This is a genomic window from Acinetobacter higginsii (assembly GCF_000369525.1).
GTDB lineage: Bacteria > Pseudomonadota > Gammaproteobacteria > Pseudomonadales > Moraxellaceae > Acinetobacter > Acinetobacter higginsii.
This window is the reverse complement of the sequence record NZ_KB850070.1, coordinates 120904-133008: the sequence shown is the minus strand read 5'-3', so window position 1 is coordinate 133008 and position 12105 is coordinate 120904. Positions and strand designations below refer to the sequence as shown.

Sequence of the window (12105 nt, the reverse complement as noted above, 5' to 3'; positions counted from 1 at the left end):
TCAATGACTTGAACACGCTCAGACTAAGCCTCTAACTAAACTCTTGCGGATCAACATCAATCGATAGCCTCAGTAGATGCTGGCGAGGTAAGTGTACGACGTGTTGCCACCATTGACGCAAATAAAAATGCAGTTTTGCTCGATCGCTAGACAAAATCACCATATGTGCACGATAACGGCCTGCTTTACGTTCCATCGGTGCGGGAATCGGTCCCCAAATATCGACTAAATCTCCAGCCATTGTCCGTAATTGTTGTGCAATATCCGCTAAGAATTGCTGACTATAGTCTCGATCTTTAGATTCGACCCGAACCAATACCGCATAGCGATAGGGTGGAAGTAGTGCGATTTTACGATCAGCCAGCATTTGTTTGGCGACAGTACGGTAGTCATGCTCAATTAAAGTGGTCAGCATCGGGTGATCGGGGCGCAGGCTTTGTAAATAGACACTACCTTTATGCTCGCCTCGACCAGCACGACCAGCAACTTGTACAATCAGTTGTGCGGTACGTTCAGGCGCGCGCGGGTCAACACTGAGCAAGCCTGCATCAATATCTAAAATCGCAACGAGCGTCACATGTGGGAAATGGTGACCTTTGGCCAGCATCTGTGTACCCAACAAAATATTGGGTTTATTTTGTTGAATGCGATCATAAATTTTCTGCCAGCTACCCACTTTGCTGGTACTGTCACGGTCGACCCGAATCACTTCATGGTGTGGGAATAACTCTTGTAAGTGTTCTTCAAGTTTTGCTGTGCCTGCACCAATGGTTTTTAAGCTTTGTTTCTGACATGCAGGACAATGATCAGGCAGGCGATTGATGGTGCCGCAGTGATGGCAATGTAAATAATGATAGGGCTGTGAATGCAAAGTAAAATGCGCATCACAATGTGGGCAGTTGGCTTGCCAACCACAGCTTTCACACATCAGGATCGGTGCATAGCCGCGTCGATTTAAAAAGATCAGCACTTGTTCTTTACGCTCCAAAGTATGCTTGATCTGTTCAATCAGGGTTTGACTGAGTCCGTGCTTCTTTTTTGCGATTTTTAAGTCTACGACATGCATCTTTGGCAGTACCGCCACGCCCGCCCGTTGATTTAACTCAAGCAAATGTAACTTGCCCGATTCTACCAAGTGATAACTGTCGATACTCGGTGTGGCAGAGCCGAGGATGACGGGGCAATTCTGCAAATGTCCACGATATAGGGCCACATCACGGGTATGGTAGCGAAAACCTTCTTGCTGCTTAAAAGAGAGATCATGTTCCTCATCCAAGATAATTAAACCCAGCTGAGGGAGTGGGGTGTAAATTGCAGAACGTGTACCAATAATAATCGAGGCTTTGCCCGTTTGCGCATGTTGCCACGCCTGCATGCGTTTTGAATCATTTAAGCCTGAATGTAGTAAGGCAACATCACAATGAAAGCGTGACTTAAAACGAGCGACCGTTTGCGGGGTTAAGCCAATTTCAGGTACCAGTACCAGCACCTGTTTACCTTGTTTTAATACCTCATACATGACTTGCAAATAGACTTCAGTTTTACCACTGCCAGTCAAACCATCCAATAAAAATGCTTGGTATTGATGCTGCACTTTGAGGATCTGTTGAATCGCTTTCTTTTGATCTTCGTTCGGTGTCAAAGGTACTTGTGCCAGTTGTACTGGTGTTGGGGTGAAATCATGTGGTTCAAGACAGCATTCAACCAAGCCTTTCTTTTCTAGGGCTTTGAGGGTTGAGGTTTCTACACCACTTAGATTGAGCACATTTTCAGTGGTGCCGTTTGGATGCAGTTTAAGAACCTGATAAGCATCATATTGTTTTTGAGAGCGTTTTAATAAAGAGGCTGGGTCTTCATGGGGAATGATCTTCCATAAATGAAACAGGATATCTAAGGCACGCCCTTGTCTTAATAAGCTGGGCAGGGCACTTTGCATTACTTCACCAATCGGGAATTGGTAATATTGTGCTGACCATGTCAACAAAGTTAAAACTTGTTGGTCTAGAATCGTTTCCTGATCGAGTAATTCTGTGATGGCCTTAAGTTTGAATTGTCCTGTAAATACTTCGTGAGGATCTACTTTTTCAGTAATAATTCCCACGAGGTTTTGCCGGCCAAAAGAAATGGCAACGCGTGCACCGATTTGTGCCTGTGCATATTGCTCAGCACTGACTGTATAGTCAAAGGTGTCATACACATAGACGGGTATCGCGACTCGAATACGGTAGAGAATAGCGTTAGAATTTTGGCTAGGCATATAGGCTTCATTCATGGGTAAAATGGCATGACTGCATGTCATGGAATTATGCTAAAGTGCGAAGTGTTATGTCGATGAATTTCTTGTGAAACGCTCAGGTTTCACTTCAAACACGGATGCAACGGTAACAACAACTATTTTGGGACAATTAGAACAGAACCATGCCTGCTTATCAATTTACCGCGCTTGATGCCTCAGGAAAGCAACATAAAGGTGTGCTGGAAGGGGATTCTGCACGCCAAATTCGTCAACAGTTACGCGATAAAGCATGGACACCCATTGCGGTCGATGCCGTTGAGCAAAAAGACAAACAGCAACAACGTTCATGGTTTAAAAAAAGCTTTAGTGCCTATGATTTGGCATTAATGACCCGACAGCTTTCTGTGTTAGTTGCTGCAGGTATTCCACTTGAAGAAGCACTACGTGCAGTGAGTAAGCAAAGTGAAAAATCACATGTGCAAAACCTATTAATCGCCGTACGGTCCAAGGTTCTAGAAGGACATTCACTGGCGAAAAGTATGCAGCAATCGGGTCGCTTTCCCGAACTGTATATTGCCACCGTTGCTGCAGGCGAGCGCTCAGGCCATCTTGATTTAATCTTAGATCAGTTGTCGGACTACACCGAAAATCGTTTTGCCATGCAGAAGAAAGTGCAGGGTGCAATGATCTATCCGATTGTACTGATGCTGATGTCTTTCGGGATCGTGATGGGTTTGATGACCTATGTCGTACCTGAAATCGTCAAGACCTTTGAACAAAGCAAAGAAGCCTTACCTTGGATTACGGTTGCCTTGATGAAAGCCAGTGCCTTTATTCGACATACTTGGTTGGGCATGCTTATTCTGGCCTTTATCGCGATGATCTTGTTTACCCGTTTTTTAAGAACCACGGCAGGACATTATGCATTTGACCGATTAACGCTCAGACTGCCACTATTTGGTAAACTTTCGCGTGGTATAAATGCGGCACGTTTTGCCAGTACCTTATCGATTCTAACCCGTTCAGGGGTGCCTTTGGTTGAAGCCCTCCGTATCGGTGCTGAAGTCAGTAATAACTGGGTGATTCGTGATGCGATTGAAGTGGCGATGGAGCGTGTAACAGAAGGTGGTAATTTGGCAACGCAATTGGAGCGTTGCGGTTATTTTCCACCAATGATGGTACAAATGATTCGAAGTGGTGAAGCGTCTGGTGAGCTGGATCGGATGTTGGATCGGGCATCGACCATGCAAGATCGTGAGGTCACTACCTTTATTTCCACATTACTGGCGTTACTCGAACCCTTGATGCTGATTTTTATGGCAGCAATTGTATTGGTGATTGTGATTGCGGTAATGTTGCCAATTATTAATATGAACAATATGATTTAATGAGTGACATGTAAGAGATGAATATGAATAATTCAATGAATAAGCACAATGTTGAACAAAGCTTGAATCCTGCCACTCGAAGCATAGCTTCTCGTCTTACGACCCGACCGAGCGCTGCTCGGTTTAATCGGGTCTCAGGATTTACACTCATTGAAGTGATGGTTGTTATTGTAATTCTTGGTGTTTTGGCTGCACTGATCGTTCCGAACGTGATGGGTCGTGGTGAAAAGGCCAAAGTGGATACCACCAGTATTACCTTAAAAGGTGTTGCGGGTGCTTTAGATCAATATAAGTTGGACAATGGTCGTTACCCATCGATGCAAGATGGTGGTCTAGATGCGTTGGTGAATCAACCTGCTTCTGCAAAGAACTGGTTACCGGGTGGTTATGTCAAAGGTGGCTATCCAAAAGACAGTTGGGAGAATGATTTACAGTATGTGATCCCAGGTCGTGAAGGTCGTGCATTTGATTTATATTCGTTTGGCGCGGATGGTAAAGAAGGTGGCGAAGGCAATGATGCGGATATTTATTATCAGCCATAATGCTTGAATAAAATATCACTTCACTTTTGTATTAAATAAATAGAGAGTGAAGTGATAATGTTTCTTAATTCAATAAAATAACATAACTATTTGAAAAATATAAAATGAATAAAATATTAAATATGTGAGAGTTATAATAAGAATTATTCCCATATTTGATAGTTACAAGAAAAAGAAATTATGCAGAAAAATAGACTATTTCTTTAGATCAAAGCTTTGCATAATAAATTCAAGCCATTGAAAAATAAGATGTGGAGAAATCAGATGAAAGCATTCTTTATGTTGGATGAACTGAATCAGTTTCATTGGGCGATGCTTAAATCTGTATTGCTCATCTTAAGCCTATTACCCTTTAGTGAAGGTGCTTTAACATTGTGGCAAGCTTCAGAAGGAAGTAGTCAAATCATGATCGGCTTTTTTGCACTGAGTATGTTGAGTGCATGGTTTGTATTGTGTTTTTTAAGTGCCTTAAAAACCAGTGTCTGGGATAACCATGAGCTGATTTCTAAATATGAGCAGCTTGTATTTAAAGCCTATCGATATATTCCGATGCTGTTTTTATCGAGTCTGGTGGCGTATTTATCGGTGCAATTGTCGATTAATTTCTAAGCTGAAGATATTCAAAAAACGTAGACTCAAGATCTACGTTTTTTTGGTCTAAATTTAAACTGGTCGCACCAAGAGCATTGTCATTTTACGCACGATAGGCAAGACCAAGAGCAGCACAGGAAATGCGATCAGCCAAGAAATTCCCCATGCTGACATCCACGTTGCAAAAGAGAACTGCTCAAAACCCATACTTCTGAGCGTACTAATACAAGACACAATAAAAGTCATAATAATGGACAAGAAGAAGGGTAAAACAATGGATGCGTAACGATTAGGAATTTTTTGAAAATTAAAACTAGAAGATTTTGAACTCTGCATTTTTTACTCCGTAAACCAACAAACGCCAGTGCCTGATCAAAGATAAAAATATCTTGATCAAATAGCTCCAAGCTTTGTTGGAGATATGTTGGCACGTTGATTGACGTAAACGTTTACGGCTTTATGATCAGCAAATTTAATTTAGCATGAAGTTGCTCAATTGAAAATAAAAATAAGCGTATTTATTGAGTTGGATAGATTCGCTATGCTGCAACTGGGCTTAAAAGAGAGAAAAGGAAAAAGCATGCAACAGATCGAATGGAATGACTTTACCAAGGTTGAATTACGTGTGGGTAGAATCATTCAAGCGGAAGTGTTTCAACAAGCGCGAAAACCCGCTTATATTTTGCAGGTGGATTTTGGTGAAGAGCTGGGGATCAGAAAATCCAGTGCACAAATTACCAAGTTGTATCAACCTGAGAATTTGATTGGAAAATTGGTGGTTGCTGTCGTGAATTTCCCGAAAAAACAGATTGGGCCGATTCAGTCCGAATGTTTGGTGACAGGTTTTCATAATGCAGACGGGGATGTCGCGCTTTGTGTCCCAGAGTTTGATGTTCCTCTGGGCACAAAGTTACTGTAATTTATCGACGTGATTTGAAGCTAATATCAACTTTACGTGGACGATAGATCCAGCCTACGATTAATAAAAGCAATGAGAAAATCAAGATCGGGTAATCACTTAAACGATTATAGAGAGTTTGCCCTTGCATGGCAGGTAATTCGCCACGTAACACGGCTTCTTGATCCATTGGCGCCTGTTTAACAATATGACCATGCTGATCGATAAATGCGGTCACACCTGTATTGGTGGCACGAATAAACCAACGACCATTTTCTTTGGCACGCATCTGTACCATTTGTAGATGTTGCCAAGGTCCAGCCGTCCCCGTGAACCAAGCATCATTCGATACGGTGATTAAGAAGTCACTATTAGCAGCATTACGACGAGTCAGGTTTGGATAGGCTACTTCATAGCAAATGGCGGCTGCCAGTGCATGACCTTTTACAGTCAGCGGTTTTTGATTGGCTTCTCCGCGTGAAAAACCACTCATGCTGACATCGTTCTGCATCGCAGGCAGTACCCATTTCAGCATGCCTGACAATGGAATATATTCGCCAAAGGGTACTAAACGTTGTTTCTTATACAAGCCAAAGGAGTCGCTACCCGATGCCATAATACTGTTGTAATATAACGGCTCACCCACTTGCTGCGATTTGGCTAGATCCCAGTAGGGAATACCTGTGACCCAAGCGGTATCGGTTTTCTTGGCTTGTGCCGACATTGCATCTAAGAACTCTTGAATATCGGTCTGGAACATTGGAATTGATGATTCAGGCCAAACGATGAGATCACGGCCCCATTCTGCGCGTGTCAGAGTGGCATAGATTTCTAAAGTTTTAATCTGATATTCAGTCAGCCATTTCAGATCTTGCGGAATATTCCCTTGAATCAGTGAAACACTCAGCGGCTTCGCTGCTTTTGGCTGCACAAATTGAATAAAACCAGCGCCCCAAGCACCTAATATGAGAAGTGCAGAAGGAATGGCCCAGAACCAACGACGGTTTAAAATCTCAACCAAGGCACAGGCCAATACAATCACGACAAATGAAACGGCATAGACCCCGAATAAAGGTGCATAGCCATCGAGTAAGCGTTCAGTGAAGGCATAACCTGCAAATAACCATGGGAAACCTGTGAATACCCAAGTTTTGGCCCACTCAAACAACACCCAGAGTGGCGCGAAAGTCAGCGGTGTTTCAGGGAAAAAGCGACGATACAACCAGGTTTGAAATGCGGTAAATAAGCCCATTGCGGCTGCCATAAAGACAATCATCAAAATGCTTAGAAAGGCATTGGTATCACCATAGGTATGGATTGAGGTATACAGCCAAAATGCGCCGACAAACCATAAACCAAAACCATAGGCCCAACCCAACGCAAAAGCTTGGCGTGGGCTACGTTGACGTAATACGGCATACAATAGTGCAGGCGATAGAATCGCAAGCCACCAAAAATAATATGGGGCTAAAGCCAAACTAAAGATTGCACCTGAAATCAGTGCAATCAATAGGGGGAAAATAAAAGGAAGCTGGGTTTGTGCTTGAGATGGATTTAACAGCTTCTCAAAATAGGTTCTCATTGACGGACAGCTCGAATCAGATGGATAGTGCGTGCATCTGCTTCAATAATGGTAAATTGCCAATCGCCAAGTTCAATGGTTTGACCTTGTAAATCGCTCACTAAACCAATCTCTTGTAGCAGTAAACCGCCCATAGTTTCAACTTCATCGTCAGAAAAATCAGCATCTAAAATAGTGTTGAAGTGTTCGATTGGTGTAAGTGCCTGCACAATCCAAGTATTGGCTGTGGTCGGGTCATTGTCTGGGACGATATACAGTGCTTCTTCATCTGCAATATCGTGCTCATCTTCAATTTCACCAACAATCTCTTCGAGAATATCTTCGAGGGTAACCAAACCAGAAGTCGAGCCATATTCATCGATAACAATCGCAATATGGGTTTGGGTATTTTTCAACATGCGTAACACTTGGTCTGAACGTGCACTTTCAGGTACAAATACAGGCTGACGCATCAATGAACGAATATCGACTTTGACATTGCGCTCGGTTAAGAAGGGCAATAGATCTTTTGCTAATAAGATACCAACCACATTATCCGTTTGATCCGCAGAGAATACTGGAAAGCGTGAATGTGCAGAATCAATCAACACATGCAGAATATCAAGTAATTGATCATCTTCCTGCAAGCTGATAATCGCTGTACGCGGCGTCATGACTTCTCGAATCTTGGTTGCTGGCAGATCGAGAACACCCTCAAGCATAGCAACAGTATCTGGCTCTAAAAAGCGACGTGAGTCTTGAACTAACTTGAGTAATTCATCGCGGGTTTCAGGTGCGGTACCTAACCATTTTCTTAAGCCACGCATACCCCACGATGGACTGGATTCCTCGACCATGATCTTTCCTAAAGACTCTCTATATCAATTAGATGATTTTCATCATACCGAAGATAAAGCGGATATGCATCAATAATACTATGTAAAAAACGTACAGTTTTTCAAAACACTGTTGATGGTTTTTATATGAGCGGTTTATGCTAAAATGTGAATCTTCGAATATTTGAGTTTTATGATGTCTGAACAACCAAAACTTCCTGCTGTTCAAATCAATACGCGAGGTTTACGTTGCCCTGAACCTGTGATGATGTTGCATCAAGCCATTCGCAAAGCCAAGTCGGGCGATATTGTTGAAGTATTGGCCACAGATCCGTCTACATCATGGGATATTCCAAAGTTTTGTATGCATCTCGGACACGAGTTGGTGTTAAAAGAAGAAAGCCAAGATGAAAATAGCAATACGGAATATCGTTATTTGGTGCAGAAGGGTTAACTGTCATTTCAGCCAAATAAAACAAAAGCATAAAAAAATCCGAGTCTAAACTCGGATTTTTTATTTTGAATTACATATTCGGATAGTTTGGACCACCGCCGCCTTCAGGGGTTACCCACGTAATGTTTTGTGATGGATCTTTGATATCACAAGTCTTACAGTGGACACAGTTGGCTGCGTTGATCTGGAAGCGTTTAGAACCGTCATCATTTTCCATGATTTCGTAAACACCTGCAGGGCAGTAGCGTTGAGCTGGCTCATCCCATTTCGGTAAGTTCACGTTCACTGGAATTGAAGGATCAGTTAACTTCAAATGAGCAGGCTGGTTTTCTTCATGTACGGTATTGGATACGAATACAGAAGATAAACGGTCAAAAGTTAACTTGCCATCTGGTTTTGGATAGTTTGGCTTAAACGTAGAAGCATCCACTGTTTTAAGCACGGCAAAGTCTTGTTTAAGATCATGCAAAGTGAATGGCACTTTAAAGATGTTTTGATCGATAAAGTTAAATGCACCACCAATCCATTGACCGAACTTATGCATCGCTGGACCAAAGTTACGCGAGCTATATAACTCTTCTTTTAACCAAGAATTGTTATATTTATCTGTGTAAGCAGTTAATTCTTTATCGAAGTGGTCTTCGCCTTCAAGCACACGTGCAATCGCAAGATCGCCACCTTTGGCAACACCCGCCGCAATCGCTTCAAAGACTGCTTCACCACACAACATGCCTGATTTCATTGCAGTGTGTGAGCCTTTGATTTTTGAGAAGTTCAAGAAACCAGCATCATCACCAATCAAGCAACCGCCTGGGAAGGTAAGTTTAGGTAAAGCATTGAAGCCACCTTTCACAACTGCACGAGCACCGTAAGAAATACGTTTGCCGCCTTCAAGGAATTGCTTGATAGTTGGGTGTGTTTTCCAACGTTGCATTTCCATGAATGGGTACATGTGTGGATTTTCATAAGATAAATCTACGATCATGCCCATGGTAACTTGATTGTTTTCTGCGTGGTATAACCACCAACCACCAGTAGAACCTGTTTCAGACAAAGGCCAACCAGCGCCATGCATCACTAAACCTGGTTTGTGTTTTGCAGGATCAATTTCCCAAAGTTCTTTAATCCCGATACCGTAATGTTGCGGATCAGCATCTTTATCTAGATTGTATTTGGCAATCAGGCGCTTACCAAGGTGACCGCGGCAGCCTTCAGCAAATAATGTGTATTTGGCATGCAGCTCATAGCCAGGCGTGAAGTTATGGGTTGGCTCACCATTTTTGCCAATCCCCATATCACCTGTTTGGATGCCTTTTACCGTACCATCTTCATGGTAAAGCACTTCAGCAGCAGCAAAGCCTGGGAAGATTGAAACTTCAAGTTCTTCTGCTTTTTGACCTAACCAACGCACCACATTACCTAAAGAAACCACATAGTTTCCTTCATTGTGCATTGATTTAGGCACCATCCAATGCGGCATTTTTTGTGCTTTGCTATCAGACAGTAAGAAATATGTTTCGTCACCCGTTACAGGGACATTCAGTGGCGCACCTTCTTCTTTCCAGTTCGGAAATAATTCGTTCATGGCACGTGGTTCAAGTACAGCACCAGAAAGGATATGCGCACCTACTTCAGAGCCTTTTTCAACAACACATACAGAAAGATCAGGTAGGTTGTTTTCAATCGCTAATTGACGAATTTTAATCGCAGCAGATAAACCCGAAGGTCCTGCGCCAACGATCACTACGTCAAACTCCATCGCTTCACGTTCGATGTGTTCCATGTAGGACTCCTCATATTTTTAAGGGTGGCAACCGTAATATTGCGATTCGGTGCTGCCATGAGTGTTCTGAATTGCCGAACACAAATGATAGTATGTGCTCGCAAACGTTTGGGCTAGTATAGTTTTAAACCTTGGTCTCGCCAATTGGCTGAGCGGTCATATTTTCTCGTCATCAAGGCATAAACTATGATAAATGAAAATGATTCTCCACAAAACCCTTTAGAAAATCAGGGAAAAATCATGTTTTCTGATGATAAAAACTTAATCGACATTGCACAATACATAAAAGATGTACAGCAAAGTCACAAAAGGTCAATTCCCCCATTGGACCAGTGGCATCCAAAGCATTGCGGCAAAATGGATCTACGCATAAAAGCCAATGGCGAATGGTGGCACGAAGGTCAATTGGTCAAACGACAAGCGCTACTCGACCTGTTTAGTAAAGTCTTGTGGAAAGAAGACGGCAAATTCTATCTTAAAACCCCAGTTGAACAGATTGAAATTGAAGTCGAAGATGAGCCTTTGCTCGTTAATCAGGCAGATCAGGTGGAAATCGAAGGTAAAACCTATTTGCAGCTGACGACGATCAATCAGGATGTGGTGATTGTTGATGAGCAACATCCCATTTTTATGCGTGAATATGAAGGTGAGTTAAGGCCCTATGTACATGTTCGCTTTGGTATGAATGCCTTGATTCAACGTCAGAGTTTTTATCATCTCGTGAACTACGGCAGTTTGTCTGAAAATGCGCAGGGCGAGACGGTTTTAACACTAAAAAGTGGTGATTTGGTCTTGCATTTGAGCACCTGAGGTTTAAGCTTAAAAGAGCGAATAAACCAATGCCTAAGTGTGTATGACAGCTGTTCAATCGATGCCTCTTTTACTCAATCCTATGCCACACGCATCAGCAGATGCGCCTATTGGTGTTTTTGATTCAGGGGTAGGTGGATTGTCGGTCGCGCAGGAGATTGCCCGACATTTACCCAATGAACAGATTATCTACTATGCCGATACGGCACATGTTCCGTATGGGGCACGTAGTGATCAGGAAATCCGCCAGCTCACGGCTCAAGCGATTGAATGGTTGTATCGTCAAGGCTGCAAAATTGCGGTTGTCGCATGTAATACAGCTTCGGCATTTAGCTTGGATTATTTACGTGACCATTATGGCGAGCGTTTTCCAATTGTTGGCTTAGTGCCTGCATTGAAACCCGCAGTGATTCAAACTCAGTCAAAAGTTGTAGCAGTACTGGCAACACCTGCAACCTTTCGCGGTCAGTTGATTAAAGATGTCATCTCTAAATTTGCGGAGCCTGCTGGGGTTAATGTTTTAACAGTGACGAATTTAGACTTGGTGCCGTTTGTAGAAGCCGGTCAGGAGATGAGTCAGGCGTGTTTAAATGTCTTGCAACAGATACTTCAACCTGTGGTTGAGCAGGGGGCCGATTATTTAGTGTTGGGATGCACGCACTATCCATTTCTAAAACAAGCGATTCATCAGATTTTTGCAGAAAAATTAAAATTAATTGATTCTGGACAAGCGGTTGCACGACAAACAACCTATATTTTAATTAAAAATGGGTTATTATGTGACAAATTGCGTCATAATATTACACGTATTGAATGTTATGTCAGTGGTAACAATGCTGTCGCACTGCAATCAGTCCTTCAGCACCTTATACCAGAACAATTAACATGGAAAGTTAGAAATTTGGACGATCTAGGTGTTTCTCATATCTAAATTGAGCCAGTTTTATATATTTTATTGGGGTTAGCTGTTAATAAAAATCAAGATGCATACTTGATATTATTGATA

Annotated in this window: 12 protein-coding genes; 7 read left to right on the top strand and 5 right to left on the bottom strand. The window is 42.5% G+C overall.

All coding sequences use genetic code 11. The annotated features are described in order from the left end of the window. Nucleotides 1–31 precede the first annotated feature (31 nt). Nucleotides 32–2257, bottom strand: coding sequence for a primosomal protein N' (locus tag F902_RS01200; RefSeq protein WP_017402455.1), 2226 nt, complete (start codon nucleotides 2255–2257; stop codon nucleotides 32–34). Between the two features lie 161 nt (nucleotides 2258–2418). Between F902_RS01200 and gspF the strand changes: the two genes are divergently transcribed. The 3 genes from gspF to F902_RS01185 all read left to right on the top strand — a co-directional run bounded on the left by gspF (nucleotide 2419) and on the right by F902_RS01185 (nucleotide 4775). Then, nucleotides 2419–3624 carry a type II secretion system inner membrane protein GspF gene (gspF, locus tag F902_RS01195; protein WP_005200431.1) on the top strand — a complete coding sequence of 402 codons (1206 nt, stop codon included), beginning with the start codon at nucleotides 2419–2421 and terminating at the stop codon, nucleotides 3622–3624. Nucleotides 3625–3641: 17 nt separating this feature from the next. Next, on the top strand, nucleotides 3642–4166 hold the full coding sequence (gene gspG, locus F902_RS01190; protein ID WP_081400826.1) for a type II secretion system major pseudopilin GspG: 525 nt from the start codon (nucleotides 3642–3644) through the stop codon (nucleotides 4164–4166). Nucleotides 4167–4430: 264 nt separating this feature from the next. Further along, nucleotides 4431–4775 carry a hypothetical protein gene (locus F902_RS01185; RefSeq protein WP_005200420.1) on the top strand — a complete coding sequence of 115 codons (345 nt, stop codon included), beginning with the start codon at nucleotides 4431–4433 and terminating at the stop codon, nucleotides 4773–4775. A gap of 54 nt (nucleotides 4776–4829) precedes the next feature. Here F902_RS01185 and F902_RS01180 read toward each other — a convergent pair whose 3' ends face one another. Continuing rightward, complete coding sequence (locus F902_RS01180; RefSeq protein WP_005200416.1) at nucleotides 4830–5093, bottom strand: DUF2798 domain-containing protein; 264 nt, start codon at nucleotides 5091–5093, stop codon at nucleotides 4830–4832. 244 nt (nucleotides 5094–5337) lie between these two features. Between F902_RS01180 and F902_RS01175 the strand changes: the two genes are divergently transcribed. Beyond that, nucleotides 5338–5676, top strand: coding sequence for a tRNA-binding protein (locus F902_RS01175; protein ID WP_026057580.1), 339 nt, complete (start codon nucleotides 5338–5340; stop codon nucleotides 5674–5676). A 1-nt stretch (nucleotide 5677) separates the two neighbouring features. Here the strand turns inward: F902_RS01175 and lnt are convergent, their stop codons facing one another. Continuing rightward, nucleotides 5678–7237 (bottom strand): apolipoprotein N-acyltransferase, encoded by a 1560-nt coding sequence (lnt, locus tag F902_RS01170; RefSeq protein WP_005200412.1) that lies wholly within the window; start codon nucleotides 7235–7237, stop codon nucleotides 5678–5680. Continuing rightward, nucleotides 7234–8073 carry an HlyC/CorC family transporter gene (locus F902_RS01165; protein WP_004802396.1) on the bottom strand — a complete coding sequence of 280 codons (840 nt, stop codon included), beginning with the start codon at nucleotides 8071–8073 and terminating at the stop codon, nucleotides 7234–7236. The genes lnt and F902_RS01165 overlap by 4 nt, the downstream gene beginning before the upstream one ends. 175 nt (nucleotides 8074–8248) lie before the next feature. On the opposite strand from F902_RS01165, the gene tusA reads away from it, so the two are divergent. Further along, complete coding sequence (gene tusA, locus F902_RS01160; RefSeq protein WP_004802398.1) at nucleotides 8249–8506, top strand: sulfurtransferase TusA; 258 nt, start codon at nucleotides 8249–8251, stop codon at nucleotides 8504–8506. Between the two features lie 70 nt (nucleotides 8507–8576). On the opposite strand, the gene F902_RS01155 is transcribed toward tusA, so the two are convergent. Beyond that, nucleotides 8577–10289: an electron transfer flavoprotein-ubiquinone oxidoreductase gene (locus F902_RS01155; protein WP_005200409.1), complete on the bottom strand. Its 1713-nt coding sequence runs from the start codon at nucleotides 10287–10289 to the stop codon at nucleotides 8577–8579. Between the two features lie 186 nt (nucleotides 10290–10475). Between F902_RS01155 and F902_RS01150 the strand changes: the two genes are divergently transcribed. Together F902_RS01150 and murI are read left to right on the top strand one after the other, a co-directional pair. Then, nucleotides 10476–11099 carry a DUF1285 domain-containing protein gene (locus F902_RS01150; protein WP_005200407.1) on the top strand — a complete coding sequence of 208 codons (624 nt, stop codon included), beginning with the start codon at nucleotides 10476–10478 and terminating at the stop codon, nucleotides 11097–11099. 43 nt (nucleotides 11100–11142) lie between these two features. Then, entirely contained in the window at nucleotides 11143–12030 is an 888-nt protein-coding gene (gene murI / locus F902_RS01145) for a glutamate racemase (protein ID WP_005200405.1), read from the top strand. The last annotated feature ends 75 nt before the right edge of the window (nucleotides 12031–12105 follow it).